Origin of the sequence: Vreelandella aquamarina, from assembly GCF_020075495.1 — a bacterium.
Classification (GTDB): domain Bacteria; phylum Pseudomonadota; class Gammaproteobacteria; order Pseudomonadales; family Halomonadaceae; genus Vreelandella; species Vreelandella aquamarina_A.
Window position 1 is genome coordinate 136,241 of record NZ_JABYQT010000006.1, and the last position, 25,047, is coordinate 161,287.

Genomic DNA, 25,047 nt, shown 5'->3' on the forward strand with positions numbered 1-25,047 from the left:
GAATTACCTGCGCGAGAAAAACCAACGAGAAACCGTCACAACACGCCTACCCGCGTAACGGGTAGACGCTTTCCTTATCAGTCGTTGTAACCCGCTCGCTGCATGGTGCGCTCGGTGGCGCGCTGGGCACTGGTCAGCGCTTGCTCTACCGTGGTATCACCGGTCAGCGCCGCGGCAATGCTCTGCCCTACCTGAGTGCCAATTGCCTGAAACTCAGGAATATTGACAATCTGCACGCCGGTATAAGGATTCGGTTCTAGCGTGGAATCCGTGGGGTCGGCATTTTGAATCGCGCTCAGCACGAAATCAGCGAAAGGCGCGGCCTGGGTGTACTGCTCGTTGGCGTAGGTGGACTCGCGGGTGCCCGGCGGCACATTGGTCCAGCCCTGGGTTTCACCGACCAATTCGATGTACTCCTGGGATGTCGCCCAGGTGATAAACTGCTTGGCGGCGTCCTTGTGTTCGGAAGAGGCTGGAATCGCCAGCGCCCAGGTCCATAGCCAGTGCGAGCCCTTGGGCGTTTTTGCCACAGGTGCCGGGGCGAAGCCAAGGCTGTCGGCGACGCTGGACTCGCTGCCATCGTAAAGCGTTCCTGCCGCAGAGGTGGCGTCTACCCACATCGCACAGTTTCCGCGTGCGAAAAGCGCGAGGTTTTCATTGAAACCGTTGGAACTGGCGCCGGGTGGGCCGTAATTGCCCAGCAGGTCTACATAGAACTCGATGGCCTCCATCCAGGGCTCAGAAGTGAGTTCGGGGTTCCACTGTTCGTCAAACCAGCGGCCACCGTAGGTATTGACCAGGGTGGTGACGAAGGCCATGTTTTCACCCCAACCGGGTTTACCGCGCAGGCAGATACCCGCCACGCCTTCCTGTGCGCCATGCAGCTGTTCCGCCCAGTCGCGTACCTCGTTCCATGTCGGCTGTTCGGACATCTCAATGCCAGCTTCCTCGAAGAGATCCTTGCGGTAGTACATCATCGAGCTTTCGGCATAAAACGGCAGCGCGTAGGGTGTACCTTCAAGGCTTAGCCCATCGCGTACGGAGGTCAAGAGATCGTCCACGGCGTACTCGTCAGGCAGATCATCCAGAGGCTCAAGCCACTCGCGCTCGGCCCAGATCGGTGCTTCATAAGCGCCGATGGTCATCACATCGAACTGGCCGCCGCCGGTAGCAATATCGGTGGTCATGCGCTGGCGCAGCACGTTCTCCTCAAGCACTACCCAATCCAGGGTGATATCGGGATGCGCCTTCTCGAACGCATCGGTCAGGCTCTGCATGATCACCATGTCGTTGTTGTTGACGGTGGCGACGGTGATTTCGGTTTGCGCCTGGGCGTGGCTGGCCAGGGCAATGGCCGCCGCCAGGACGGTGACAGGCAAGTGACGCGCGCGTCGCATAGGGCTCTCCTTGTGGCAATGTTGAAATTATTGTTGCCTTGATCTTTTTGATCATCAATCGAGCAAATGATCGTACGGAAGACAAAAAAAAGCAAAGCGGCAAGGCTTAGACTTTACGCTTACAGCGACGGCAAGCCGTCATGTCGTCGGAAGTTGATCGACGATCCTTCGCGCTGCCGCCTCATCGGTAATCAACCCCTTGAGCCACCCACCCCTCAACGCGGCATGAATCGCCGGCGCCTTGTCGTTACCCCCGGCAATCGCCACCGTCAGGTGCTTGCCAAAATGCTCGAGCGGCAGGCTCGTTACGCGGCGGGTAATCGAGCAATCGATCACTTCGCCTCGGCTGTTCAATGGCCAGCCCAGCAGTTCCCCCACCGCTTCAAGGCCCAGGAGCTCTTCAAGCTCGCTTTCGCTGATGAAGTGATCCTGAAACAGCGTAGCCCGGCGATCGATTCGCCCTACGCCGATGAACGCCGCTTCCGACGCCTTGGCGACCTCGGCAATTGCCCGAAAAAGCCGCTGGTCCAGCAGTGCATTCTTTTCCGCCAAGGATTCAGCAACCACCGGCGCGGGCAGAAGAAACCGCTGGCCGCCTATCTTGTCAGCCAGCAGCATTACCGCATCATAACGGTTGGCCGAGCCGTCGCGAGCCACATTGCCCACCAGCGATACAAAACGGTGCTGGGGCCGCTCTGTGCGATCCAGCGCCTCCACCGCCGCCCGCACAGAGCGGCCGCTGCCCAGCGAAAGGGTCAGCGGAGCGTTTCGCTCGACCAGCCTGCCGATCCGCTCGGCGGCCGCAACACCCAGGTAATAGGCCGCGCTTTCAACGCCTTGAGAAGCGGCGGGCACCACATCGCAAAACGCAAGCCCGAAATGCTCTTCTAGCGTACGGCCCAGCGCCATGCAGGTGGAAATGGGATGATCGATATGTACCTTGATCATTCCTTCCTGACGTGCCAGGGCTAAAAGACGCTGTACGCCAGGCCGGGAAACGCCCAGTTGAGCGGCAATCTCGTCTTGAGTCAGGCCGCCCACATACGACATCCAGGCAGCTCGGGCCGCCTGATCCAGCTTTAGCTCGAATTTATCCATTGATCAGCCTTCCCTCTGTCTGTATTGATCTCGCCACGACCAGAAGCCGCCTATCCGCTACTATGCAAGTGTGCTTTTTACAGGAGTCAGTCCATGTACAAGCTTGCCTTTTTTGTCCCCATCGATGCTGCCGAAAGCGTCAAGGAAGCAGTGTTTGAAACCGGCGCCGGTCGCATCGGCAATTACGAAGCGTGCTGTTTTCAGACCCGCGGCACCGGCCAGTTTCGCCCTTTGGAAGGCGCCGACCCTCACATCGGCCACGTCGATACACTTACGCAGGTCGAAGAACTCAAGGTGGAACTTGTGTGCAGCGACGAGCGGATTCATGCTGCCATTGCAGCGCTCAAGCTTGCCCATCCTTATGAGGAGGTTGCCTACGATGTGTGGCAGTTGGCCGAGCTTTAAAGGCTAGGCGCTTCCAAAATAGCGTTCGCGATCTTCCGGCGTGATGGTGCTGGCGTGGAGCGGGAACTGGTTCTTGCCGCGATCGGCATAGAAGTGGCGCAGCGTGCGCTCGATGGTAGGAAAGGCCAGCGCATCCCAAGGGATGTCGTGCTCATCGAACAGCGCCACTTCCTGGCTTTCGACACCGGCGCTGAAACCGCTTACCAGCTCGGCCCGGAAAATCATGTACACCTGATTGATATGCGGCAGGTCGATCAGGGTATAAAGATCGCCCAGTACCACGTCGGCATGCGCCTCTTCCCGGGTTTCGCGCATGGCGGCCTGCTGGGTGGTCTCGGCGTTTTCCATGTACCCGGCGGGCAGGGTCCAGTAGCCTTTACGCGGCGCAATGGCCCGTTTGCAGAGCAGCACCTGGCTACCGCTTACCGGCAGTGTACCGGCAACGATGCGCGGGTTCTGGTAGTGGATAGTGCCACAGGCATCACACAGGTAGCGCGGCCGGTCATCACCTTCCGGGATGGCAAAACGTACTTTCTCACCGCACTGGCTGCAAAAATTCATGGTGTGTTCCTACGGCTGAGTGGCCAGGATAGCCACGCGCTTGACGCGCGCTACCCCTGCTGGGTACAAAGAGACAAAGTGACTGGATAGCTCATGTTAGAGAATCTGCGCCAAAAGCTGCAACTACTGACCCCGAAACGACTGGATCATTTCAAGATGGCGGAAGCGGCCGTGTTGATGCCGGTAGTGGATCGCGCCTCACCAACGCTACTGTTTACCCGCCGGGCGAGTCATCTGAATACCCACAGCGGCCAGGTCGCCTTTCCCGGCGGCAAACGTGAACCTGAAGATAAAGACCTTTACACCACCGCGCTGCGGGAAGCCGAAGAGGAAATCGCTCTCGACCCGAGGCTTGTCGAGCCACTGGGGAGGCTTTCGGATGTCATTTCGCTGCATGGTCTGAGGGTAACGCCCTGGGTAGGTATCATTCCCGCGGACTTGCCGCTGGTGGCCGACCCGGGCGAACTGGATGCCATCTTCGAGGTGCCGCTGAGCCATTTTCTGGATGATCAGCGTACGCATACCGATGTGATCACGGTCGATGGCGTAGCCCACTATGTACCCAGCTACCGCGTTGACGGTCACGTGATCTGGGGGCTTTCGGCCATGATGCTGGTCGAACTCCTGGCAGAAGGCTTTGGTATGCCCATTGATCTTTATCAGCAGCCGGCGGGAGTGCTCAAGCACTATCCCGAACGCAGAAGCCGGCCCCTCAATTCGCCTGACGTTCGCCAGGTAACTGCCAAGAGTATTCGCAAATGATGGCGTTTGATGCGTCAGCCGCACCGGCCTTATGCCAGACGGTCCAAATCGCAGTGGTAGACGCCCTGGTAGAGCAGGGCTGGTACGTGGGTCAGGGGGTCATCAACCCTGCGCTTTGCCACGCTCTGCACCGTGAGCTTTTGCACATGGCCGAGCATGATGCCCTTGCAGAAGCCGGGATCGGCCGAGGCCAACAGCACCACCTGCGCAAGGATATCCGTGGGGACGCCATTCATTGGCTCGATCGTGAAAGCGAAGCCCAGCGCCATTACCTGAGCGCCATGGGCGAGCTTCAGCAGGCACTCAACCAGGCGCTGTTTCTGGGGCTGTTCGAGTATGAGGCTCATTTCGCCCACTACCCGGCGGGCGCTTTCTATCAGCGTCATCTGGACAGCTTTCGTGGCCGCGCCAACCGGGTCATATCGACAGTGGGATACCTCAACCCTGACTGGCCGGCAGATGGCGGCGGTGAAATGGTGATCTATCATCCCGACGCCCCCCACCAGGAGGTGGCGCGGGTAATTCCCGAAGCGGGTACCTTCGCCTGCTTTCTTTCGGAAACCATTCCTCATGAAGTCCTGCCGACCCGCCGCTCAAGAGCCAGCATAGCGGGGTGGTTCCGGCGCAATGCCTCGCTTGGGGGCGTGCTGGACCCGGCGCGATAACCACCTGTATCCGGGGCTGGCCATCATCGACCGGCCCTTCCTGACCTCCTGATGGCCCTCATCAACATAACTTTCTAACAAAAGTTTTTTAATAAAACTGTTGAAAAGCCGAACATAGCGTCTACATTGATAAGTGTCTCGACACGCAGCAGTGTCGAACAGCAAAAAACTATCCCCGTAGTTTTTCGCAACCAGCTTTAAACTTCAGGACTTAAACTTCAGGAGTAGTAGTCAGCTGAAACACAAATGGATATTGTGTTGAAAGTAAAAGCTTCAAGGAGTGATATAGATCACGTGAAGCGTTACTCAACTTAAAGCCAGAATTCGATGTCTAGCTTTAAGATGTCAGTAACTCAGCTGCTATTAATTGATATAGGTATCGACGTAGACACGTTACACCTACATACAAGTGCAAGGAGCATGAGTAATGAAAACGATCAAATCTGCAGTTATTGGTACTCTGATGGTTCCGGCCTTCATGCTGGCAGCGGGTTCCGCTTCCGCTCAGGACACGGCCACAACGACGACTGCCGTTGAAGCTACGTACATGACTACCGCTCCGCAAGGTACCTTTTACGCTGACTCCCTCACCGGAAACAATGTACTGAGCACCGTTGAGGACGATGAGAACATTGGCACCATCAATGACTTGATCATTGATGAAGATGGCCAGATCCAGGCCGTTGTTGTTGGTGTAGGCGGCTTCTTGGGTATGGGTGAAAAAGATGTCGCCATCGAGTGGGATTCCCTTGAGCTTACACGCGATGACGATGGCGATGATTATGTAATCCGCGTCAACGCTTCACAAGAAGCGCTTGAAGAAGCTGAAGAGTTTGACCGCGATGCGCACCACAATAACTAATTCGTTATTGTAAGACGCAAAAGGCCCCGGCATATGCCGGGGCTTTTTAGTGGCTATATATTTTTTATTGGCTATATAAAGGTTCACGAATGATACGAACTTGACTCTATAAACAGCCGCCATAAAAAAATCGCCGCGTGGCTAACACGCGGCGATTTTTTGATAAAGCTTTAACCTTTCAGTTTGGCCGTCATGCTGATATCAGCATTGAGTACCTTTGAAACCGGGCAGTTGGCCTTGGCCGTTTCTGCCGCTTCCTGGAAGCTCGCTTCATCAGCACCATCAATATCAGCCACTACCTCCAGATGAATCTTGGAAATACTGAAACCTTGTGAATTCTGCTTGAGGGTCACGCTTGCATTGGTATCGATCGAATTCGCAGTGTATCCCTTGTCACCCAGAATCATCGACAGGGCCATTGAAAAACAGCTGGCGTGGGCTGCACCGATCAGCTCTTCGGGGTTGGTGCCCTTCTCGTCTTCGAAACGCTTCTTGAAAGAGTAATTGGCATCCAGAACGCCGCTTTCCGTCTTGACGGTGCCTTGACCGTCCTTGAGTCCACCTTCCCAACGTGCGCTAGCTTTACGATCCATGAGAACTCCTTGTGTCTAGATAGCTATTAGCCAGCTCGACCAGCCTGTTTCCTACGTGGTCTATCATGCAAGCCGACTGCCCTGATCAGCATAGTCGATTTTGCGTGCCCTGCCGAATCGATCACGTCAGACGCAGGCCAAGAAAGCGGACGATCGCTTGTGCAAGCGCTGCGCTTCACGATAGTCGGCCAGTTGCGATGAGTTCATCACCTATGCGCAGCGTACTGCCCTCTCCTCGATTCAGGGTCGCGTTCTGGCCGAAATAACCGCCCTTCAAAGACGGCTGAGTCTTGAGTGCCACCAGCGTCTTGAGCGGCTCTGCCGGGTCGAAGATGGCAGCCGTCTTTTGATCTACCGTGGTGATCTTGCAGCGCTTGCAGGGCTTGCGCAGGGCAAAGCCATACGCGCCGCTTCTGGCATCCAGGGTATGCCATCCATCTTCCGTCCACGCGCGCGGCGTCTCGACGACGATATTGGGGCGAAAACGCGCCATGGGTACCGGTTCGCTGCCGTTAGCCTCTAGCGCTGCATTCAGGGAATCCAAGGAGCCGGTGGAAGTGATCAAGAACGGGTAGCCGTCGGCAAAATGCGTATGCGCCTGATCACCTTCGAGAAACTCGGCTTCTACCGCTCGCTCGAACCGGGTGGCAAACCTGACCAGCTGCAACCCTTTCGCCTGCTCTCCAAGCGCGGCCTCAAGCCACTGCGTGACGGCGTTGCTCTCGGGCCAGGCCTTGCAGTGGTCGTTCCATACCTGAACGATGCGTAAATTGCCCTGGGGCTCTTTCAAAGGGACGGAAATGGGCGCGGTATCTGGATGAGAAAGCACCAGAGCATCGTCTGTCAACGCCACGCCTACCGTGGCCAGGGTGGGCAGCTGGCGTTGGGTAACAAATCGCTGCTGAGTATCGACCAGCATCCACCGACGGTCCCAGGCGAGGCCGGTTGGCGTCAACGCAGCTTCTGAAAGGCGGATACCCTGCAGAGATTTAACCGGATAGATATTGAGCTCGGCGATTCTCAGATCAGTATTTGCAGCAACGTTCACGGCAGCCTCGAAACAAGCGAAATGGATACTCTAAGCCAACCCGCCTGCTTCGCGCCAGCCACCTACCGGCAAGTTACAGCGTGCCGCCGCATTCGATGCGGTAGCCCAGATCAAGCACTCGTTCGTTGGTGGTTTCCCCCTGAAGGGTGGCCAGCAGCATTTTTGCCGCCGCCTCGCCAATCGCCTGGCGCGGCGTGATGACACTGGCAAGCCTTGGCGTCATGGCCTGTCCCACATCGTGGCCGTGAAAACCGGCGATGGCCATTCGGTCTGGCACATCCATTCCCTGGCGCTGACATTCGAAGTAAGCGCCTACCGCAACGTCATCGTTGGTACAGAAGATAGCGTCGGTATCGGGGTAGTCGTTCAGAATCTGCTTCAACAGCGCGGCACCTACGCTGTAGGAAGAGCGCTGGCGGCTATGCAGCGCCACCGGCGTCAGGCCGTGGGCTTCCATGGCCTGGCGGTAGCCCTGTTCACGCTGGCGAGTACGTTCATCCAGGCGCACCCCCAGATAGATCACCCGGCGGCGACCCAGGCGTATCATCTCGCTGACCATGTCAAAGGCGGCGCGCACGTTATCGTAGCCCACCGCCTGCTGCAGCGGCGCCTGATAGGTATCCATGATTTCCACCACGGGAATGCCTGCCGTTTCCAGCATGCGCAGGCTGCGCGGCGTGTGGTGATGGTCGGAAAGAATCACGCCATCCACATTGTAGGAGAGCAATGACGCCAGGCTACGCTCCTCGAGCTCCGGACTATAGCCGTAGTGAGCGAGCATCAGGTGATAGCCTGCTGGCTCCGTCAAGGCCTCGATACCGACGATCACATCGGCAAATACCTGGTTGGTGAGCGACGGCACCAGCACACCGATGGAGCGGCTGGTCGCCCGGGACAGCAGATCAGGCGCGCGGTTGGGGATATAACCGATGCTTTCTGCAACGCTGAAGATACGCTCCCTCAAGCCTTCCGACACACTTTCCGGGGTCCGCAAACAGCGGCTGACCGTCATCTTGGTGGCGCCAACCCGGTCAGCGATATCCTGTAGCGTTGGGCGTTTTTTCTTCAAGCAGTGATACTTCCTCTAAGGTAAGGGAGCGTGCGGGGGGCGCATGAGGCCGCCGCCAAGCGTAGCGGTAAAGTGCTCCACAATCTGCTCGGGTGAAAGCTCGATGGACACCGTGCAGGCCTCATCTTCGCCAGGCGGCTCCAGGTCGGCAAGCTGGCTTGCCAGCATGTTCTCGCCCTTGAAGAAGTGGCCTTCCCGCGTTTCCAGGCGTTCACGCAACAAATCACGACTGCCTTCCAGAAACAGGATTTCGAGCTTCGGGTCGCCTTTACGCAAGCAGTCGCGGTAGCGCTGCTTGAGTCCCGAGCAGGCAATGACCACACTTTCATCCTGCTGACGGTACTGCGCAAACAGATCCGCCAGGGCCTGAAGCCAGCCCTGCCGGTCATCGTCGTCAAGCGGCGTGCCGCTGGCCATTTTAGCCACGTTGGCCGGCGGGTGGTAATCATCGCCATCGATGAACCGAGTACCCAGCGCGGCGGCCACCTGTTTGCCGATCAGGGATTTTCCACATCCGGACGCCCCCATCACCAGGATACGATAAGAAGTAGACCTCATTGAACCATTTCTCCCGATGCGCGGCCTATTCGGCGGCTGTCATGAAAGTGTCATCAGCATGATGCCCAATAGGTAGCGGGCTTGAATATTGAAGAAGTATTGGCCCGGCAACCGGCCCTGTTACCGGTAACATCATGTAAAAAGGCTAACGACCTTGCCGGAGAGTGTCAAAGCAAAAGCACGCACCTACGACCAACGTCTAGGTCTGGTAAGCGTGTTCACTGCGCGCTACATTAGCCCATCGCATCCCTTATCGGAGTCGATATGCCCGCGTTAGAACCTTGCAGTGAGTTGGAACTGGATCATCAGCTCTGTTTTGCGCTGTACTCTACCTCACTGACAATGACAAAAATTTATAAACCGCTTCTCAAGGAGTTGGGGCTTACCTACCCGCAGTACCTGGCCATGCTGGTACTGTGGCAGCAAGATGGTATTACGGTAGGCGCGTTAAGCAAACGCCTGCTGACCGACCCTGGATCACTGACCCCGCTGCTGAAACGTCTTGAAGCCGACCAGTTGCTGGTTCGCCAGCGCAGCCGGCAAGATGAGCGTATCGTGGAGCTTTACTTGACCGACAAGGGACGGGAGCTGCGTGAGCAGGCCCGCCGCATTCCCAGCTGCGTTGTCAACGCCAGCGAGAAGTCGGTGGAGGCACTGACCCAGCTCAAGGAAGACCTCGTGCAACTGCGTAACAGCCTGCAAAAAAGCGGTTAACCGCTTAAAACACAGTGAAAGGCGTGTTCACTGAAATTAATATTGCGCGCAAAATAAAGCTTCGCTAAATTAAACTGCCAGACCTTGCTTCACCACAGAAAGGAAACTTGCCATGTCGATAGAAAACGTCGTTTACCGTGCCCACGCTACCGCAACCGGCGGCCGCGAAGGTAGCGCCAAGTCCTCAGACGGCGCGCTGGAGGTACAACTCAGCACGCCCAAGGAGCTTGGCGGCGCCGGCGGCAGCGGCACCAACCCGGAACAGCTCTTTGCCGCAGGTTACTCTGCGTGTTTTCTGGGCGCGCTGAAGCATGTCGCCAGCCAGGAGAAAGTGAAGCTCCCCCAGGATGCATCCATTGAAGGCAGCGTGGGCATTGGCGCGATTCCTGATGGCTTTGGCATCGAGGTCGAGCTTACGATCAATCTGCCGGGCCTTGAAAGGAGCGTCGCTCAGGCGCTGGTCGACAAGGCGCACGTGGTTTGCCCCTACTCTAACGCCACGCGTGGCAATATCGATGTGACGCTGACCCTGGCCTGATCACCGCCCCGTGTTCAGCGCTCGCGCCACCGCCGTGCTTGCATGCAGGGCGGTGGTGTCGTAGAGCGTCACATCCGTATGTGCCTGCTCTATCAGCAACGCGATTTCGGTACAGCCCAGAATGACCGCCTGGGCGCCCTGTGCATGCAGGCTGTCAACGATCTCAAGGTAACGCTTGCGAGAATCATCATTGATCACTCCCTGGCACAGCTCATCGAAAATGATCCGGTGAACTGACTCGCGTTCGACCTCGTCCGGCACCACGACGTCAATGCCGAAGTTTTCCTGCAGCCGTGCCTTGTAGAAGTCCTGCTCCATGGTAAAGCGCGTTCCCAGAAGGCCCACGCGAGTAACGCCATCCTGCTGAAGGCGTTCGGCTGTGGCGTCGGCGATATGCAAGAGCGGAATCCCGACAGCCCCTTCGATGGCCGGCGCCACTTTATGCATGGTGTTGGTTGCCAGCAGTAGAAAATCGGCGCCGGCGCGCTCTACCGAGCGTGCGGCATCCGCCAGCAGCTCGCCTGCCTTGTCCCAGTCTCCCTGCTGCTGGAGGGTCTCGATTTCTGCAAAGTCAACGCTGACCATGGCTATCTTGGCAGAATGAAAGCCGCCTAGCGCCTGCTTCACACCTTCATTGAGGGCGCGATAGTAACTCTGCGTCGACTCCCAGCTCATTCCGCCCAGTACGCCGATCACCTGCATGTTCATCTCCTTTTTCGTTGCCGGGAATCTTTATTAACGTGCTAATCACACACTACCCTTGTAGCAGCTTTTGACTACCCTCATAAAGCATCTACGTAGAAAATATCTGTAGCGCCTGAGCAGGATGTCATCTGCTCTGGGCGCTTGCCCAAGAACCGACAAGCGAGGCCATGATGAGCGATACGTCTTACACCCCACCGCGCGTTTGGAAATGGGAGCCCGGCAATGGTGGCAAGTTTGCCAATATCAACCGCCCTATTGCCGGCCCTACCCATGACAAGGCGCTGCCGGTAGGTAAACACCCGCTGCAGCTCTACTCTCTGGCAACGCCCAACGGTGTAAAAGTCACCGTGATGCTGGAAGAGCTTCTGGAAAAGGGCATTCAAGACGCTGAGTATGACGCCCATCTGATTCAGATTGGTGAAGGTGACCAGTTCGGCAGCGGGTTTGTCGACGTGAACCCCAACTCCAAGATTCCTGCGCTGATGGATCACAGCACCCAGCCGCCCCAGCGCGTGTTTGAATCCGGCGCCATCCTGCTCTATCTTGCCGAGAAGTTTTCCGCCTTTCTGCCAAGCGACCCGGCCAAGCGTACCGAGTGCCTCTCCTGGCTGTTCTGGCAGATGGGCAGCGCCCCGATACTGGGTGGCGGCTTCGGTCACTTCTACGCCTACGCGCCGGAGAAATATCAGTACCCGATTGACCGCTACACCATGGAAGTGAAGCGCCAGCTTGATGTGCTGGATCGTCATCTGGCGGATAACCGCTACATGGCCGGTGACGAGTACACCGTTGCCGACATGGCCATTCACCCCTGGTACGGCGCGCTGGTGAAAAACCGGGTGTACGAAGCGGCAGAGTTCCTGGAAGCCCATACCTACAAGAACGTACTGCGCTGGACAGAAGAACTCGATGCCCGCCCCGCCGTCAAACGTGGCCGGATGGTGAACCGTACGTTCGGCGAGCCAAGCGAACAGCTCCATGAGCGCCACGATGCCAGTGATTTCGAGCTGAAAACGCAGGACAAGCTGCAGTAGAGACTTTCAGCAGACAGAAGAACGGCCCCGTCGGGGCCGTTCTCGCAGCCAGCCTGTATGCCCCCGGGGTGATTAGTCCCGTCCCGCGCGGCGCACCCCTTCAAGGCTCGAGTCTGCAGGTGAGTCACTCTCCTTGACCACGCTAAGCGAGCCGTCGGTTTCCAGAATGACCGCATGCGCCTCACTTACATTGCCAAGACCGCTGCTGCGCAGGGCGGCGCGCACTTCGTCCTGGGTCACGCGCGCCTGACGCAAAGCACGGGTAAGCAGCTCACCGCGATAGAGCAGCATCAAGGGCTCGCCGGTGACCATCCGCTTTACCCAACGCTTGCGCACGCTCAGCCAGGTAATCGCAAACTGCAGAAAGATCAATAGCCCTAGAGCCAGCGCCCCTTCAGCAAGAGCAACGTCCTTGGAAAGCAGAATGGTGGCAAGGGTCGAGCCCAGCGCCACGGTCACAATCAAGTCAAACGCATTCATCTTGGAAAGCGTTCGATTGCCCGACAGGCGCAGAAAAATCACCAGGACAGCGTAGGCCAGCACCCCGACAATCAGCGTACGAAACAGATTTTCCCAACCGTTGAAAAACATAAACTCCCTGATACCCATGTAGCGGGCACACCGTGTGCCGCGCATTGAACGATAGCGCTCGCTACTGACAAGCTAGCGGCAATCCGGATGCTTCGCCAGCGCCGGGTATCAGGCGGTTACCTGCCTTGCTGCTCCCACCACTCGGCGTAGCTGCTGTTATGCGGCGCCATACCGGTTTCATCCGGAGCGTTATCGTCCCACCACACTGGCCCACGCTCGCCCAGCGCCTCCTTGGCGGCCTGCACATTGTCACGCGCCTGACGCAGGGCTTTTTCATCGTCTTGCCCTTTCGCGCTCTTTACCGCGCGGCGCGCGTCCATCAGATCATTGACATGGCGCTGCCTTTCCGCCTCGCTCAAGCGTGGGTCGGTACAGCGCCACAGACGATTCTTGGCAACGAAATAGCGCCCGTCAGGCGTATGCGGGAAGGCGTTGGCCATGCAGGTTACCCTGGTGGTGCCCGGTAACCGTAGAGGCGTTTGCCACGGCTACCGGGCCGGTTGACCTAGAAGCTTCTGGAGAGAGTAAGCGCGCCGTACTTGTCCTGTCGATCCTGGCCATCGAACTCACGCGTACGCTGAACCGCTGCGTAGGTGACCTGCCACTCGTCCCAGGCAAGCGCAAGACCGGCGGCCGCTTCGCCGACCCATTCCTTGCGATCCACGGAGTGGCTGCTGGAGAATACATTGCCATCCAGCGTCAGATTATGGGCCACGTAGTAGCCTTCGACGTTGGCAAACAGATACCACTGCCAGCCGGTGGTGCTCGTCATCCGGCCACGATTGCCAGGATTGGGGGTCAATGTAGGAATGCCGCTGGCATCATCGCCCCAGCGTACGCCGTAGCCGGCGCTTGCATAGGTATTGAAGTTGCCAAGAGCAACGCTGACACCAGGGCCATGCGCAAGACGCTTGCCGGCCAGTGGAAGGTCATGCCACCACTGACGGCGCATGGTCAGGTTCAGGATTGGCTCATCTTCCAGCTGGTGGCGCCAGCCACGCGGTCGATCACTTTCAGTGAACCGGTGCACTTCGCGCTGAATGCTATCCGCTTGTGACGAAGGGCCTACCAGGCCGACATCCAGATGCAGGTCGGTAGCCTGCTGCCAGTTGCCCACCGGCACATCTTCATAAAGTGACATGCCCAGATACACAAGCCCTGCATAGGGGCGGTCATCTTCAATCAGATCAGCGCGCTCGATATTATCGGGGGTGTAAATCTGGTGCACCAGCCGAAACGCGGCAGTATCGGCCTGGCCCATGACGCTGTTGGGCAGGGCAGTTGCCAGGCGCTGTGTCCAGTCATCGGGGGCAGGCTTGAAGGCCCAATTAAGCTCGAAACCGCTGGTAAAATGACCATCATCGCTGCTGGCCATGCCGTCATTTTCATGCTTGACCGTTATGACGTTGTCATCGGCGCTTGCCAGTGCAGGTAGTAGACACATCGCTGCCAGAAGGGGTAGCTGACGCCAGCGTAGCAGGCAGGATTCATGCATTTCTCGTTCCTTGAGGTAAGGGGCAATTGACATCAGCGCCTTGGGCGCCAACAAACATTGCTGATTGTATGTAAAAGTGCAAAAACATAGCAAGCAAACATTATGTTTTATCAAAAGGCGCCTGCAATTTCTTCCCGAAAAGCAGGCTTAACCTTTCTTGCTTAGCATAGTCGATCTTGTCAAAAACGAGGCTTATCGATCGCCCAGCAGCCACTGCGGAGTGATATCGTGCTGGCCGTTTTCATCGGTAATATAGATCGATCCATCGCTAATCATGACCGCCCAGTCGATTGCACGCGGCAGCCCCTGGGCAATCGTTGCCAGCGCTTCTTGAGGCAGAGCGGCCACGTGGACATTCTTGAGCGATGCAACGCCGGGCAGCACCTTGTTTTCCCATACGTCGATACGCCCATAGGCCAGCAGCGACACGCGCTCTGAGCGCCGCGAGCACCAGGTCAGCCGCTCGGCATCGGGAACGCCCACTTCGATCCAGTGCAGCACCCGGCCATCCAGGCTCTTTTCCCACAGTGCGGGTTCGTCCACATCGGAAAGCCCGCGCCCGAAGGCCAACGCCTCGCTGTACCACAGCACGTAGGCAATCAGCCGCGCGCTCATCCGCTCCTCGGTTTCCGAGGGGTGACGCGCCACGGTAAAACGCAGCGTCTCGTACACCCCGCGGTCCAGGTCGGTAAGGTTGATGTCTACTTTATAAGGGGTTGCACTCAAGGCCATGGATAGTTCCGTCGCGAATTTTAGGCCAGTTTACCTCATGCGCTGCCCGATGCGCGTCAGGCGATACGATAATCTGCCTGTAAAGCGCCATGCCGCACGGCGTTCACTTCACATAGAGGCTCCTTAAACCAAGGTCGGGTGTTTAACGCGGGTCGTCATGTCCTACTATGCTCGCAAGACCAATGTTACCGATAACATCGGCGCATGCACCGCCTAACAACCCTTATTCCGGAGCACGCTCATGGATGGATGGACGCAAACGATGTCGGCAGGCCCTCTGCTGGGCATCGCCGCCGCTGCAGTCTTGCTGCTGCTGATACTGATCATCAAATTCAAGGTTCACGCCTTTCTCGCCTTGATCGTGATCAGCTTGTTGACCGCCTTTGCAACCAATATTCCCTTTGCAGCCATCGTGCCTACCATGATCGAAAGCTTCGGTGGCACGCTGGGCGCGGTTGCTCTGCTGGTGGGCCTGGGAGCGATGCTGGGCAAGCTGGTCGAGCACTCCGGCGGCGCGCGCGTGCTGGCGGACAAGATGATCGAACTGTTCGGTGAAAGGCGCGCCCCATTTGCGCTGGGTATCGCTTCGCTGCTGATGGGCTTTCCCATCTTCTTCGATGCGGGCCTGATCGTCATGCTGCCGATCATCTTTGCCGTGGCGCGCCGCCTGGGCGGCCCCATCCTGCTGTACGCCATGCCGGCGGCCGCGGCGTTCTCGGTGATGCACGTATTCCTGCCTCCCCACCCAGGGCCAGTCACCGCCTCGGAGCTTTATGAGGCCAACCTGGGGCTCTTGATGCTCACCGGCGTGATCATCGCCTTTCCGATGTGGTGGGTGTCCGGTTACATGTGGGGTAAGTTCGTGGCCAAGCGCTACCCCTTCCCTCTGGAGAAGGGCCTGTTCGGCGAAGTAAAGGAAGAGGAGATTACCAATCCTCCCACCGTGGGTACGGTCATCTTCATGCTGACCCTGCCCTTGATACTGATCTTCATGAACACCGGGCTCGATTTTCTACGCTCGCTAGGCGCGGTGGACAGCGACCAGGGCTGGTTCCAGCTGATGCGTGCCATGGGCAGCACGCCGGTGGCGCTGCTTATTTCCACCCTGGTGGCCATGCTGGTACTGGGCCACCGCCGGGGCATGGGAGGCAATGCGCTCGAGAAGGTGCTGGATTCCGCCCTGGCGCCCATCTGTTCGGTGGTACTGATTACCGGTGCCGGCGGCATGTTCGGCGGTGTTCTGCGCGCCTCGGGCATTGGCGATGCGCTGTCAAACTCGCTTAGCGATCTGGGCCTGCCCATCATTTTCGCGGCCTATGTGATCGCCGTCATCATGCGCCTGGCCCAAGGCTCAGCTACCGTTGCCCTGGTCACTGCCGCAGGCCTGATGGCGCCGGCGGTGATTGGCGCAGACTTCAGCGCCATGCAGGTGGTGGCCATTACGGTTGCCACCGCAGCAGGTTCGGTATTTGCCGGTCATGTCAACGACTCGGGCTTCTGGCTGGTAGGTCGCCTGCTCGGCATGGACGTCAAGACCACCCTCAAGACCTGGACGGTACAGCAGGCCTTGGAATCCCTGGTGGGGTTTGTTTTCGCCTACCTTATCTTCATGCTGTTCTAGAGGCCTGTCATGACCCAGACACTGTTCAATATCCGTGACCGCCTGGCGCTGATCACCGGTTCGTCCCGAGGTCTTGGCAACGCCCTGGCCCGCGGCCTTGCCCACCAGGGGGCACGAGTGATTCTTCACGGCCGCGACCTGGCGCTTGTCAAGGAAGAGGCGCGCACCCTGGCCGAGGAAACCGGCACCCAGGTCGATGCAGCAAGCTTTGACGTGACCGACGCCAAGGCGACTCAGCAAGCGCTCGAGGCATTAATCGCCCAGCACGGCGTGCCGGACATCCTGGTCAACAACGCCGGACTTCAACGGCGCGCACCGTTCAATGAATTTACCCCGTCTGACTGGGACGCGCTGGTCGCGACCAACCTGTCGAGCCTGTTTTACGTCTCCCAGGTGGTCACCCGCGCCATGTCCGAACGCGGCTCGGGCAAGGTCGTCAACATCGGCTCGGTGCAATCCAGACTGGCTCGCGAAACCATCGCCCCCTACTCGGCCACCAAGGGCGGCGTTGCGCTGCTGACCCAGGGAATGGCCGCGGACCTGGCGCGCTTCAACATTCAGGTCAACTGCATCTCGCCGGGCTACTTCAAGACCGAGATGAATACCGCACTGTGGCAGGACCCGGCGTTCAACCAGTGGGTCGAAAAGCGTACCCCCGCGCAGCGCTGGGGTCATTTCGATGAGCTGGTCGGCACTCTGGTGTATCTGTGCTCCGACGCCTCAAGCTTCGTTTCGGGACAGAACATCTTCGTTGATGGCGGCATGACCTCGGTCGTCTAACAGCTCCAACAGGAAGCAGCGCTATGCAAGCATTAGTCATTCACGGCAAGCAGGATCTGCGCGAAGAGAGTCTCGTTCTCCCTGCGCTGGCGGCGGGAAAAGTCCGGCTGCGCATGGCCTTCGGCGGCATCTGCGGCTCGGACCTTCACTACTACCATGAGGGGGCCAACGGGGCCTTCGTGGTGCGCGAGCCGCTGATCCCCGGCCACGAGATGGCCGGGGTGGTCGAAGAAGACCCGAGCGGCAAACTGGCCCCGGGAACGCCGGTTACCCTCCACCCCGCCACCTTTGGCAAAAGCCAGCCAGGCATCGAGGGCAAGCCACATCTGTGGCCGGAAGGCGCCTATCTGGGGTCGGCTTCCACCTGGCCGCATACCCAGGGCGGCATGAGCGAGTACCTGGATGTCGACCCCGGTATGATAAGGATACTGCCCGCTTCCCTTCCGCTCAGGCGTGCCGCGCTGGCCGAGCCTCTGGCCGTTGGCCTGCATGGCATCGAGGTGGCCGGCGGCGTCGAGAACCAGCGGGTGCTGGTCTGCGGTGCTGGCCCCATCGGGCTGCTGGCGGCGGCAGCGGCACTCGCCAAGGGTGCTCTAGAGGTGAGCATTACCGATGTGCTGGAAGGACCGCTTTCCCGGGCGCGCGCACTTGGCGTGCAGCACACCTACCGTATCGGCGAAGATGAAGTACCGCAGGAATCCTTCGACGTGGTGCTGGAGTGCACCGGCGTGCCGGCCTCCATCAACGGCGCCATTCTGGCGGTTCGCCGGGCAGGCGTCATCGCCCAGATCGGCATGATGCCCGCTACCCCGCAGCCGCTTGCCCTGGCACCGCTGATTGCCAAGGAAGTTCAGCTACGCGGCTGCTTCCGCTTTCATGACGAAATCGATGACGCGATTGCGCTGCTGGCTGCAGATGCGCGCTTTGATGATGTCATCACCCACGTGCTGCCCGCCGCGGATGCCCAGAACGCCTTTGCCATTGCCAAGGATTCTGACATCTCCGGCAAGGTGCTGATCGAGCTCTGGCCGTAACGTTCCAGAGCACATAATAAAAGAAGCGGGCCGTGGGCCCGCTTCTCTTGATCAGCGCTTGCGTTTAAAAGTTGGCCTTGCGCTTCTCGACAAAGGCACTCATGCCCTCTTTCTGTTCTTCACCTGCAAAGCAGACGGCAAACAGCGCAGTTTCCAGCGCCAGAGCGCTGTCCAGATCCTGATCCATGCCGTCGTGAACCGCCTGCTTGGCGCCCCGAACCGACTGCGGACCGTTGCCCTTGAGCTGCCGGGTAAGCTCTTGCACATAATCTTCAAGCTCGGCCTGGGGCATGACACGATTGACCAGACCGATACGCAGCGCCTCCTCAGCATCGATCTTGCGCCCGGTGGTGACCAGGTCGATCGCCATGGCCGGCCCGACACGGCGCGGCAGGCGCTGGGTGCCGCCAAAGCCTGGGATCACGCCCAGCAACACTTCGGGCTGGCCGAACACCGCATTGGAGCTTGCTACCGCCCAGTCGCAGGCCAGCGCCAGTTCGCAGCCGCCGCCAAGGCAAAACCCGTTCACCAGCGCGACCACCGGCACCGGCAGCGTTTCCAGACGTTTGATGGTGCGCAGCGCCTGGCTTGCAAAGGCGCGCGCCTCTTCCGGGGTCTTGTCGCGCATCTCGGTGATATCGGCACCGGCCACGAAGGACTTCTCCCCGGCACCGGTAATCAGCACGGCACGCAGGTTGCTCTGGGCTTCAAGCTCGGTGAGATGCGACTCAAGCGCGACGAGCACTTCGCTGTTCAGCGCGTTAAGCGCCTTGGGACGGTTGATGGTCAACCGCACCACACCATCGTTATCCACCTTTTCAATCACTGCTTCGCTCATGTTGGCTCCTTGATTGTTATGCGAGGTTAGCGGGCGACCCTTTCCACCCTAGCGCAAACACTCAAGCCCTGCCTCGATTACCGACCGCTGGGCACGCCCGACGGGCAGCCACTGGGTAATGGCGAAGCGGGCGCTCTGCAGCTTGGCGATGTAGAAGGGATCACTGCTGCCCTGCTCGATGGCGGCCTGGGCACCGAGCGCAGCCAGGCCCATTTGCCAGGCGCAGAGCACATGACCTGTCAGGGTCAAAAAGGGCGTGGCGTAGCCCTGAACGGCATCGGGGCCGCGCTCCGGGTCGCTGCCTTCTGCCAGCACCTGCTGCTGAGCGGCGGTCAGATCCTCGAGCCCCGCCGCCAGCGCCTGCCCCAAAGGCGCCAGCTCAGCATGAGCCTGCAACGTTTCAACCGTGGCGGCCACCTCACTCAGCAAGCCGCCGAATGCCTCGCCCTGGTCGCGCTGCAGCTTGCGCCCTGCAAGGTCCAGCGCCTGAATACCGTTGGTGCCTTCATAAATCGGCGCGATGCGCGCATCGCGCAACAGCTGGGCCGCGCCCGTCTCTTCGACATAGCCCATGCCGCCATGCACCTGAATGCCCGTTGAGGCGATCTCCACCGCCTGATCGGTCGAGAAGCTCTTGACCACGGGAATCAGTACCTCGGCGCGAGCCTGGGCTGCCTGGCGGGCGCTCGGCTCGTCGCCATGGCGGGCAATATCCAGCTGAGCGGCGCAGTAGAGCGCCAGAGCGCGCAATGCATCGGTGCGCGCGCGCATGGAAAGCAGCATGCGGCGAACATCCAGATGCTCGCTGATCGGACACTCCTGCCCACCGCGAGCGGCGGGCAGGCGACCCTGCTGGCGGTCTCGGGCGTAGGCCAGGGCATGCTGGCAGGCGCGCTCGGCCACACCGATGCCCTGAATGCCTACCTTGTGGCGGGCTTCGTTCATCATGGTGAACATGTGGTTCAACCCACGGCCCTCTTCGCCCACCAGATAACCTACCGCTCCGCCCTGCTCGCCAAAGCTCAAGGTGCAAGTGGGCGAGCCATGGATCCCCATCTTGTGCTCGATGGCGGCGCAGACCACATCATTACGCTCGCCAAGCGAGCCGTCGGCGTTGACCAGGAACTTGGGCACCAGAAACAGCGAGATGCCCCTGTTGCCTTCGGGGGCATCGGGTTTGCGTGCGAGCACCAGGTGAATGATGTTCTCGGCGGCGTCGTGTTCGCCCCAGGTAATGTAGATCTTCTGGCCGCTGATGCGGTAGTGGTCGCCCTCCGGTACGGCTTTGGTGCGCACCTTGGAAAGGTCCGACCCCGCCTGGGGTTCGGTCAGGTTCATGGTGCCGGTCCAGCTGCCTTCCACCAGCTTGGGCAGGTAGACGGCCTTGAGTGCTTCGCTGCCGTGGTGGGCCAGCGCCTCGATAGCGCCGGCGGTCAGCATAGGGCATAGACCCAGCGCCATGTTGGCGCCGTGGAGCATTTCCTGAACGGCGCTGGCGACGACCTCGGGCAGGTTCTGGCCGCCAAGCGCCTCGGAGACGCCGATCCCGTTCCAGCCGCCCTCGACATAGGCCTGGTAGGCCGCAGCGAACCCCGCCGGAATCGTGACACTGCCATCGGGCTGGCGCCTGGCTCCTTCCCGGTCGCCGGTGGCATTCAGTGGCCCCCAGACATCACCGGCAAGCTTGGCCGCTTCATCCAGCACCGCCTCCACCACATCCGGGCTGATATCACTGAAATTGGGCAAGCTGAGCGAACGATGCCCGAGCAACTCTTCGAGCACAAAACGCAGATCGCGTACCGGCGCGGCGTAGTGGTTCATGGCAACCCCTTGATGAAGAATAAAACAATCGTTTGATAGTTCAGCACTGTACTCGATAGTAGTTTCTCACCCCTGGCCATACCATTAGCCCAACGTCTCAAGCCTTGGCTATTTACGCACTCCCACCTGCTCTACATCATCATAGTAGGTGATATGCGCTTCCTCTTCGGCAGGCGGGCCGACCACGGGCTCGGCCACCTCCACATCCGGCACCGCCTCGGAGAGATCCTCCAGGTGCTCGTGTTCGAGCGCCCCCTGAACAAGCTCTTCGGTAATCACCAGCTCCGCGCCGGCCGCCGTCATGGGCGTTGTAGCGGTAAACGGCGCCACCGGCATCGGCGCCGGACGAACGTGACGGCGCCAGGAGAAGAACAGCACGAACACAAGGCTAAGCCCACCAAACGACCAGAAGAGCCCCGCATCGCCTACGGCGGTCATCACCGGAGAAATCAGCAGCGGGCTGAGCGTGGCACCAATCGAGTTGATCAGCAAAAGCCCCTGACTCATTCGCACGAGCGCCCCTGCCGGTGCGCGGTCGGCGGCGTGGCTTACGGCTACCGGGTAGAGGGCAAAGACCCCTCCGCCCAGCAGGAACAGCAGCACTGCCAGCACTGGAGTGGAAAGCGGCAGCCACAGCATGGCGGCAGAAATCAGCACGCAGAATCCGCTGATGCCGATCAATACCATCTGGCGGTCATGGCGGTCGGACCAGCGGCCTATCGGGTATTGCAGCAGCATCGCGCCCAGAATCACCAGCGCCATCATCTGCCCCACCTGATTGACGCTCATGCCGATGCGCTGCAAGTAAAGCGGCAGCAAGCTGTAAGCCGCGGCCACCACCATGCCCGACCCCAGGCTGCCCATCACGCCTGTCGGTGTCAGCATGACAAGCCGGTACGGTGGAAGGGGTTCAGCGTGCTCGATCAAGGGCGAGACACGTGGAATCATCGCCATGGGCAGTACCGACAGCGAAGCCAGCATGCCGATGACCATGAACGGTGCGGTCATCCCCATCGCACTGGTCACGCCCAGCAGTAGTTGACCGATGACCCCGGCGGCGTAGAGGGAAATCATGTACAGCGCCAGCAGACGGCCACGAACCTTCTGCTCGCCTGCCGTCAGCAGCCAGCTCTCGATGACCAGGTAGACACCTACCGTTGCCCAGCCACCAATCAGGCGCAGCGCAAACCAGGCCCAGGGATCGAAGAACAGCCCCTGCAGCAGTACCGTGACCGCTACCAGCGAGGCGAAGCTTCCATAGGCGCGGATATGGCCGATGCGCAGCAGCAGCCGGTCGTTGAACACCGCCCCCAGCGCCAGGCCGATGAAATAGGCCGACGAAACGATCCCGATGATGGTGGCGGACTCCCCCGCCGCATCCAGGCGTACCGTGATCAGGGTGGCCAGAAAGCCGTTGCCGATCCCCAGAATGAACAGGCCCAACAGGGGCGCAAGCGCCATGGCCAATAGTTGCCGCGACATGAAAACCTCACCTTGCCTAACGAGTTGCCAAGAAGCTCCGTTTTCGCCTCCTGTACCGTAAGCAGGCAGTCAACGGGCGCGCAATTATTGCCTTGGATAGCATAAAGTCAACGCTTTTTCATACCATAGCGGGATAGATCAGTGTTTTTGTAGAATTACAGTGTCATCGCCAGGAAATTCGACTGTCAAATGATGCTTTTGCGCCCACCACGTGAAGGTCGCTTCACTGAAAAAGCACACGTGGGTCGGGTCGTTGATATAGTGCCAGCGAGCAAAGGCTTCCTTGGCGGTCACACGCTTGGTCATCACCCCAAGGTAGCCGCCGGCTTCGAGCTGACCAAGCAGCCGGGCAAGAACCTGTCCCGGCCGTGCCAGGTGTTCGACCACTTCAGTGGCGGTAATGAACGCATAGGAGGAGCGTAGTGCTTCCGGGTCGGGCGCATAGAAGACATCATAGATGGCCATGGGATGCCCCGCCTCTTCGAACATGATCGAAAGCGTTGGCCCCGGCCCTGCGCCAAAATCCAGGCCGCAGGCCCCGGCGGGCAGTTTCGCCACCAACGGGGTAAACAAACGCCCTAAAAAGGCCCGGTATCCCGTATCATGAGGGGAGTTCTGGTGCCGGTCATATTCGGCCTTCTCGAGGGCAGCGCTTAAATGCTGCTCCGGCGGCACGAACACCAGCAGGCACGTGCCACACTGGTAGTAATCACGACGACGATCCTGATGATAGTGAGTCACCGTCGTTGCATCGCATAGCGGGCAGCAGCGCATCGTCGTCTTCTCGGGTTTCGGGTTTTGAATTAAGGAAAGTAGCATGCTCACAGGACTGGATCATCTTGTTGTTACCGTGACGGATATAAGTCGCGCCGTTGACTTCTATTCACGCGTTCTGGGGCTCGACGTACGCTACCGTGATGCACAGCGGGTCGATTTGATGCTGGGCGATACCGCCCTCAGGCTTCACCAGACCGATACGGACATAGCGCCCATTTCCGCCACCCCCACACCGGGCAGCCTGGATCTGTGCCTACGCTGCCTGCTGCCCCTGGATGAGTTCCAGCAGCACCTGGACGCACTCGGCATCGAGGTAGAGCTGGGTCCGGTGGCCCGCCAGGGTGCCAACGGTGCCATCGAGTCTGTTTACCTGCGTGACCCTGATGGCAACCTGCTGGAAATCTGCCGGCCGGCGCGTTAGCAAAACCTTTCCGTCTAGATGAAAAGCACTGCCATGCGCGCTATCATAGCGCGCTCGAACGGTGTCCACAGGATACTTAGCTAAAAAAGCATGTAACAGGAGTCATCATGCGCGATAACGATACGTCTCTTGAAGGTGAAGTAATACATAACGAGACACATCAAGGCTCTCCCGCCAAAAAACCCGATACCACCATGGCCATGGTGAATTACGGCCTTTATCTGGCTAGCTTTCTGGTCGGTTTCACCATGTTTGTCGGCGTTATTATTGCCTACGTATATCGCGGCAAAGGCCCGGCCTGGCTTGATGAGCACTATCGCTATCAAATCCGCACGTTCTGGATAGGGTTCGTGTATGCGTGTATTTGCCTGTTTTTGACCCTGTTACTAATCGGTATTGTACTCTTTTTTGCACTCGCCGCCTGGATCATCATTCGCTGTGTCATCGGCTTCAAGGCGCTGCAGGAACAGCGCGCTCCCGCCAACGTGGATACCTGGCTGATTTAATCGATGGAACAACAGGCTTTCTCCAGACGTCGTTCATTCAATCGTGCCGGGGCTATCTCTTGGCTGTGGAAAACCCTCTCGGGTTGGCCGCTGCCAAGACTCTGGCGGTTTGCGTCTCTGGTAGGGGCTTTGGTCTATCGCTTCAGCAAACGCGAGCGCAAGGTGACGGACCTCAACCTTGCGGTTGTCTACCCAGGGCTCGACGCCAGCGAGCGCCGCGCCCTGGCCATGCAGAGTATGCGCCACTCCACTGCCACGATGATGGAGCTTGGCTACGCCTGGATGGCCAAACCCGAGCGTATCGAGGCCGGCATTGTCGAAGTATATGGCCGCGAGAAGCTGGACGGCGCCCGGGCGGAAGGACGGGGGGTGATTGTGCTGGCCCCGCATTTCGGCAACTGGGAAGTCCTCAACTTCTGGCTTTCCAGCCATTTCCCGTTTACCGCCATGTACGAGCCACCTAAGATTGCAGAGCTTGAGCCCATCATTCGCCATGGCCGCGAGCGCATGGGTGCGCAACTGGTGCCCACCAACCCACGCGGCGTCGCGGCACTTCTCAAGGCGCTCAAGCGCAGTGAAGCCATCGGCATCCTGCCCGACCAGGAGCCCGATTGGGGCAGCGGCGTCTTCGCCCCGTTCTACGGCCGAAACGCCTATACCGCCACCCTTCTACCCAAGCTGGTAGCGCGCACCCAGGCGCGAGTGGTGACAGGCGTTGCCCTGCGCCTGCCTGGCCGCGGCTTTGCGATTCACTTTCTGGATGCTGACGAGCGGGTCTACAGCGAAGATGAAGTGACGTCCGCCAGCGGTGTGAACGCCAGTGTCGAGGCCTCCATTGCCCTCGACCCGGCTCAGTACCAGTGGGAGTACAAGCGCTACCGCAAAGTCGTTGAAGAACAGCAGGGCCATCCCGAGGCCAACCGCTTTCGGCTTTACTGAG

The 25,047-nt window shown here is 59.2% G+C and carries 29 protein-coding genes; 13 read left to right on the plus strand and 16 right to left on the minus strand.

The genetic code is table 11. The features are described 5' to 3' along the window. Positions 1 to 77: 77 nt before the first annotated feature. Positions 78 to 1,397, minus strand: a complete 1,320-nt coding sequence (locus HW452_RS11350; protein WP_224106218.1) for an ABC transporter substrate-binding protein — start codon at positions 1,395 to 1,397, stop codon at positions 78 to 80. A 138-nt stretch (positions 1,398 to 1,535) separates the two neighbouring features. Continuing rightward, a complete protein-coding gene (locus tag HW452_RS11355) occupies positions 1,536 to 2,495 on the minus strand; it encodes a sugar-binding transcriptional regulator (RefSeq protein WP_224106219.1) in 960 nt (319 codons plus the stop codon). A gap of 93 nt (positions 2,496 to 2,588) precedes the next feature. On the opposite strand from HW452_RS11355, the gene HW452_RS11360 reads away from it, so the two are divergent. After that, a complete protein-coding gene (locus HW452_RS11360) occupies positions 2,589 to 2,900 on the plus strand; it encodes an NGG1p interacting factor NIF3 (protein ID WP_224106220.1) in 312 nt (103 codons plus the stop codon). A 3-nt stretch (positions 2,901 to 2,903) separates the two neighbouring features. On the opposite strand, the gene HW452_RS11365 is transcribed toward HW452_RS11360, so the two are convergent. After that, positions 2,904 to 3,461, minus strand: coding sequence for an NUDIX hydrolase (locus HW452_RS11365; protein ID WP_224106221.1), 558 nt, complete (start codon positions 3,459 to 3,461; stop codon positions 2,904 to 2,906). Between the two features lie 93 nt (positions 3,462 to 3,554). On the opposite strand from HW452_RS11365, the gene HW452_RS11370 reads away from it, so the two are divergent. The 3 genes from HW452_RS11370 to HW452_RS11380 all read left to right on the plus strand — a co-directional run bounded on the left by HW452_RS11370 (position 3,555) and on the right by HW452_RS11380 (position 5,750). Beyond that, positions 3,555 to 4,223 (plus strand): CoA pyrophosphatase, encoded by a 669-nt coding sequence (locus HW452_RS11370; RefSeq protein WP_224106222.1) that lies wholly within the window; start codon positions 3,555 to 3,557, stop codon positions 4,221 to 4,223. Next, on the plus strand, positions 4,220 to 4,888 hold the full coding sequence (locus HW452_RS11375) for a 2OG-Fe(II) oxygenase (protein WP_224106223.1): 669 nt from the start codon (positions 4,220 to 4,222) through the stop codon (positions 4,886 to 4,888). The genes HW452_RS11370 and HW452_RS11375 overlap by 4 nt, the downstream gene beginning before the upstream one ends. A gap of 427 nt (positions 4,889 to 5,315) precedes the next feature. Continuing rightward, the gene (locus HW452_RS11380) at positions 5,316 to 5,750 is read left to right on the plus strand and encodes a PRC-barrel domain-containing protein (protein WP_224106224.1); all 435 of its coding nucleotides are present in this window, start codon (positions 5,316 to 5,318) and stop codon (positions 5,748 to 5,750) included. A 170-nt stretch (positions 5,751 to 5,920) separates the two neighbouring features. Here HW452_RS11380 and HW452_RS11385 read toward each other — a convergent pair whose 3' ends face one another. From HW452_RS11385 to HW452_RS11400, 4 genes are all read right to left on the minus strand, one after another. Then, positions 5,921 to 6,343, minus strand: a complete 423-nt coding sequence (locus HW452_RS11385; protein ID WP_224106225.1) for an OsmC family protein — start codon at positions 6,341 to 6,343, stop codon at positions 5,921 to 5,923. 175 nt (positions 6,344 to 6,518) lie between these two features. After that, positions 6,519 to 7,391 carry an MOSC domain-containing protein gene (locus HW452_RS11390; protein ID WP_317986347.1) on the minus strand — a complete coding sequence of 291 codons (873 nt, stop codon included), beginning with the start codon at positions 7,389 to 7,391 and terminating at the stop codon, positions 6,519 to 6,521. A gap of 73 nt (positions 7,392 to 7,464) precedes the next feature. Further along, a complete protein-coding gene (gene gntR / locus HW452_RS11395) occupies positions 7,465 to 8,460 on the minus strand; it encodes a gluconate operon transcriptional repressor GntR (protein WP_224106226.1) in 996 nt (331 codons plus the stop codon). A 15-nt stretch (positions 8,461 to 8,475) separates the two neighbouring features. Next, on the minus strand, positions 8,476 to 9,018 hold the full coding sequence (locus tag HW452_RS11400; protein WP_224106227.1) for a gluconokinase: 543 nt from the start codon (positions 9,016 to 9,018) through the stop codon (positions 8,476 to 8,478). A gap of 264 nt (positions 9,019 to 9,282) precedes the next feature. Between HW452_RS11400 and HW452_RS11405 the strand changes: the two genes are divergently transcribed. Together HW452_RS11405 and HW452_RS11410 are read left to right on the plus strand one after the other, a co-directional pair. Next, complete coding sequence (locus tag HW452_RS11405; RefSeq protein ID WP_224106228.1) at positions 9,283 to 9,732, plus strand: MarR family winged helix-turn-helix transcriptional regulator; 450 nt, start codon at positions 9,283 to 9,285, stop codon at positions 9,730 to 9,732. Between the two features lie 112 nt (positions 9,733 to 9,844). Continuing rightward, positions 9,845 to 10,270 (plus strand): organic hydroperoxide resistance protein, encoded by a 426-nt coding sequence (locus HW452_RS11410; protein WP_224106229.1) that lies wholly within the window; start codon positions 9,845 to 9,847, stop codon positions 10,268 to 10,270. Here the strand turns inward: HW452_RS11410 and HW452_RS11415 are convergent, their stop codons facing one another. Further along, a complete protein-coding gene (locus HW452_RS11415; protein ID WP_224106230.1) occupies positions 10,271 to 10,972 on the minus strand; it encodes an aspartate/glutamate racemase family protein in 702 nt (233 codons plus the stop codon). A gap of 173 nt (positions 10,973 to 11,145) precedes the next feature. Here HW452_RS11415 and yghU point away from each other — a divergent pair, with 173 nt between their 5' ends. Beyond that, positions 11,146 to 12,009, plus strand: a complete 864-nt coding sequence (gene yghU / locus HW452_RS11420) for a glutathione-dependent disulfide-bond oxidoreductase (RefSeq protein ID WP_224106231.1) — start codon at positions 11,146 to 11,148, stop codon at positions 12,007 to 12,009. Positions 12,010 to 12,081: 72 nt separating this feature from the next. Here the strand turns inward: yghU and HW452_RS11425 are convergent, their stop codons facing one another. The 4 genes from HW452_RS11425 to HW452_RS11440 form a co-directional block, all read right to left on the minus strand. Continuing rightward, on the minus strand, positions 12,082 to 12,600 hold the full coding sequence (locus HW452_RS11425) for a DUF421 domain-containing protein (protein WP_224106232.1): 519 nt from the start codon (positions 12,598 to 12,600) through the stop codon (positions 12,082 to 12,084). Between the two features lie 116 nt (positions 12,601 to 12,716). Beyond that, on the minus strand, positions 12,717 to 13,040 hold the full coding sequence (locus HW452_RS11430) for a hypothetical protein (RefSeq protein WP_224106233.1): 324 nt from the start codon (positions 13,038 to 13,040) through the stop codon (positions 12,717 to 12,719). 65 nt (positions 13,041 to 13,105) lie between these two features. After that, positions 13,106 to 14,095: a lipid A deacylase LpxR family protein gene (locus HW452_RS11435; protein ID WP_224106234.1), complete on the minus strand. Its 990-nt coding sequence runs from the start codon at positions 14,093 to 14,095 to the stop codon at positions 13,106 to 13,108. Between the two features lie 192 nt (positions 14,096 to 14,287). Then, positions 14,288 to 14,827, minus strand: coding sequence for a YaeQ family protein (locus HW452_RS11440; protein WP_224106235.1), 540 nt, complete (start codon positions 14,825 to 14,827; stop codon positions 14,288 to 14,290). Between the two features lie 262 nt (positions 14,828 to 15,089). Here HW452_RS11440 and HW452_RS11445 point away from each other — a divergent pair, with 262 nt between their 5' ends. From HW452_RS11445 to HW452_RS11455, 3 genes are read left to right on the plus strand one after another with little or no spacing between them, the layout of a single operon-like run. Beyond that, the gene (locus HW452_RS11445; protein WP_224106236.1) at positions 15,090 to 16,448 is read left to right on the plus strand and encodes a GntP family permease; all 1,359 of its coding nucleotides are present in this window, start codon (positions 15,090 to 15,092) and stop codon (positions 16,446 to 16,448) included. Between the two features lie 9 nt (positions 16,449 to 16,457). Then, complete coding sequence (locus HW452_RS11450; RefSeq protein ID WP_224106237.1) at positions 16,458 to 17,228, plus strand: SDR family oxidoreductase; 771 nt, start codon at positions 16,458 to 16,460, stop codon at positions 17,226 to 17,228. Positions 17,229 to 17,251: 23 nt separating this feature from the next. Continuing rightward, on the plus strand, positions 17,252 to 18,262 hold the full coding sequence (locus HW452_RS11455; protein WP_224106238.1) for a zinc-binding dehydrogenase: 1,011 nt from the start codon (positions 17,252 to 17,254) through the stop codon (positions 18,260 to 18,262). A 64-nt stretch (positions 18,263 to 18,326) separates the two neighbouring features. Here the strand turns inward: HW452_RS11455 and HW452_RS11460 are convergent, their stop codons facing one another. From HW452_RS11460 to HW452_RS11475, 4 genes are all read right to left on the minus strand, one after another. Then, positions 18,327 to 19,100 (minus strand): enoyl-CoA hydratase-related protein, encoded by a 774-nt coding sequence (locus tag HW452_RS11460; RefSeq protein WP_224106239.1) that lies wholly within the window; start codon positions 19,098 to 19,100, stop codon positions 18,327 to 18,329. A 48-nt stretch (positions 19,101 to 19,148) separates the two neighbouring features. Beyond that, complete coding sequence (locus HW452_RS11465; RefSeq protein WP_224106240.1) at positions 19,149 to 20,921, minus strand: acyl-CoA dehydrogenase; 1,773 nt, start codon at positions 20,919 to 20,921, stop codon at positions 19,149 to 19,151. A 108-nt stretch (positions 20,922 to 21,029) separates the two neighbouring features. Beyond that, positions 21,030 to 22,403, minus strand: a complete 1,374-nt coding sequence (locus HW452_RS11470; protein ID WP_224106241.1) for an MFS transporter — start codon at positions 22,401 to 22,403, stop codon at positions 21,030 to 21,032. Between the two features lie 138 nt (positions 22,404 to 22,541). After that, positions 22,542 to 23,222 carry a class I SAM-dependent methyltransferase gene (locus tag HW452_RS11475; RefSeq protein WP_224106242.1) on the minus strand — a complete coding sequence of 227 codons (681 nt, stop codon included), beginning with the start codon at positions 23,220 to 23,222 and terminating at the stop codon, positions 22,542 to 22,544. Between HW452_RS11475 and HW452_RS11480 the strand changes: the two genes are divergently transcribed. The 3 genes from HW452_RS11480 to HW452_RS11490 all read left to right on the plus strand — a co-directional run bounded on the left by HW452_RS11480 (position 23,221) and on the right by HW452_RS11490 (position 25,046). Next, on the plus strand, positions 23,221 to 23,601 hold the full coding sequence (locus HW452_RS11480) for a VOC family protein (RefSeq protein WP_224106243.1): 381 nt from the start codon (positions 23,221 to 23,223) through the stop codon (positions 23,599 to 23,601). The two genes, HW452_RS11475 and HW452_RS11480, sit on opposite strands and share 2 nt — an antisense overlap. 107 nt (positions 23,602 to 23,708) lie before the next feature. Next, positions 23,709 to 24,107: a DUF4870 family protein gene (locus HW452_RS11485; protein ID WP_224106244.1), complete on the plus strand. Its 399-nt coding sequence runs from the start codon at positions 23,709 to 23,711 to the stop codon at positions 24,105 to 24,107. A 3-nt stretch (positions 24,108 to 24,110) separates the two neighbouring features. Further along, positions 24,111 to 25,046, plus strand: coding sequence for a lysophospholipid acyltransferase family protein (locus HW452_RS11490; RefSeq protein ID WP_224106245.1), 936 nt, complete (start codon positions 24,111 to 24,113; stop codon positions 25,044 to 25,046). Position 25,047: the final 1 nt, after the last annotated feature.

What these genes read in the sequence shown, in the direction of transcription:
- HW452_RS11470 (WP_224106241.1), bottom strand. Translation starts at nt 22,403, where the DNA reads ATGTCGCGGCAACTATTGGCCATGGCGCTTGCGCCCCTGTTGGGCCTG.
- HW452_RS11360 (WP_224106220.1), top strand. Translation starts at nt 2,589, where the DNA reads ATGTACAAGCTTGCCTTTTTTGTCCCCATCGATGCTGCCGAAAGCGTC.
- HW452_RS11410 (WP_224106229.1), top strand. Translation starts at nt 9,845, where the DNA reads ATGTCGATAGAAAACGTCGTTTACCGTGCCCACGCTACCGCAACCGGC.
- HW452_RS11380 (WP_224106224.1), top strand. Translation starts at nt 5,316, where the DNA reads ATGAAAACGATCAAATCTGCAGTTATTGGTACTCTGATGGTTCCGGCC.
- HW452_RS11460 (WP_224106239.1), bottom strand. Translation starts at nt 19,100, where the DNA reads ATGAGCGAAGCAGTGATTGAAAAGGTGGATAACGATGGTGTGGTGCGG.
- HW452_RS11365 (WP_224106221.1), bottom strand. Translation starts at nt 3,461, where the DNA reads ATGAATTTTTGCAGCCAGTGCGGTGAGAAAGTACGTTTTGCCATCCCG.
- HW452_RS11405 (WP_224106228.1), top strand. Translation starts at nt 9,283, where the DNA reads ATGCCCGCGTTAGAACCTTGCAGTGAGTTGGAACTGGATCATCAGCTC.
- HW452_RS11350 (WP_224106218.1), bottom strand. Translation starts at nt 1,397, where the DNA reads ATGCGACGCGCGCGTCACTTGCCTGTCACCGTCCTGGCGGCGGCCATT.
- HW452_RS11400 (WP_224106227.1), bottom strand. Translation starts at nt 9,018, where the DNA reads ATGAGGTCTACTTCTTATCGTATCCTGGTGATGGGGGCGTCCGGATGT.
- HW452_RS11435 (WP_224106234.1), bottom strand. Translation starts at nt 14,095, where the DNA reads ATGCATGAATCCTGCCTGCTACGCTGGCGTCAGCTACCCCTTCTGGCA.
- HW452_RS11445 (WP_224106236.1), top strand. Translation starts at nt 15,090, where the DNA reads ATGTCGGCAGGCCCTCTGCTGGGCATCGCCGCCGCTGCAGTCTTGCTG.
- HW452_RS11455 (WP_224106238.1), top strand. Translation starts at nt 17,252, where the DNA reads ATGCAAGCATTAGTCATTCACGGCAAGCAGGATCTGCGCGAAGAGAGT.
- HW452_RS11425 (WP_224106232.1), bottom strand. Translation starts at nt 12,600, where the DNA reads ATGTTTTTCAACGGTTGGGAAAATCTGTTTCGTACGCTGATTGTCGGG.
- HW452_RS11430 (WP_224106233.1), bottom strand. Translation starts at nt 13,040, where the DNA reads ATGGCCAACGCCTTCCCGCATACGCCTGACGGGCGCTATTTCGTTGCC.
- HW452_RS11370 (WP_224106222.1), top strand. Translation starts at nt 3,555, where the DNA reads ATGTTAGAGAATCTGCGCCAAAAGCTGCAACTACTGACCCCGAAACGA.
- HW452_RS11475 (WP_224106242.1), bottom strand. Translation starts at nt 23,222, where the DNA reads ATGCTACTTTCCTTAATTCAAAACCCGAAACCCGAGAAGACGACGATG.
- HW452_RS11440 (WP_224106235.1), bottom strand. Translation starts at nt 14,827, where the DNA reads ATGGCCTTGAGTGCAACCCCTTATAAAGTAGACATCAACCTTACCGAC.
- HW452_RS11480 (WP_224106243.1), top strand. Translation starts at nt 23,221, where the DNA reads ATGCTCACAGGACTGGATCATCTTGTTGTTACCGTGACGGATATAAGT.
- HW452_RS11490 (WP_224106245.1), top strand. Translation starts at nt 24,111, where the DNA reads ATGGAACAACAGGCTTTCTCCAGACGTCGTTCATTCAATCGTGCCGGG.
- HW452_RS11415 (WP_224106230.1), bottom strand. Translation starts at nt 10,972, where the DNA reads ATGCAGGTGATCGGCGTACTGGGCGGAATGAGCTGGGAGTCGACGCAG.
- HW452_RS11355 (WP_224106219.1), bottom strand. Translation starts at nt 2,495, where the DNA reads ATGGATAAATTCGAGCTAAAGCTGGATCAGGCGGCCCGAGCTGCCTGG.
- HW452_RS11385 (WP_224106225.1), bottom strand. Translation starts at nt 6,343, where the DNA reads ATGGATCGTAAAGCTAGCGCACGTTGGGAAGGTGGACTCAAGGACGGT.
- HW452_RS11485 (WP_224106244.1), top strand. Translation starts at nt 23,709, where the DNA reads ATGCGCGATAACGATACGTCTCTTGAAGGTGAAGTAATACATAACGAG.
- HW452_RS11465 (WP_224106240.1), bottom strand. Translation starts at nt 20,921, where the DNA reads ATGAACCACTACGCCGCGCCGGTACGCGATCTGCGTTTTGTGCTCGAA.
- HW452_RS11375 (WP_224106223.1), top strand. Translation starts at nt 4,220, where the DNA reads ATGATGGCGTTTGATGCGTCAGCCGCACCGGCCTTATGCCAGACGGTC.
- HW452_RS11450 (WP_224106237.1), top strand. Translation starts at nt 16,458, where the DNA reads ATGACCCAGACACTGTTCAATATCCGTGACCGCCTGGCGCTGATCACC.
- yghU (WP_224106231.1), top strand. Translation starts at nt 11,146, where the DNA reads ATGAGCGATACGTCTTACACCCCACCGCGCGTTTGGAAATGGGAGCCC.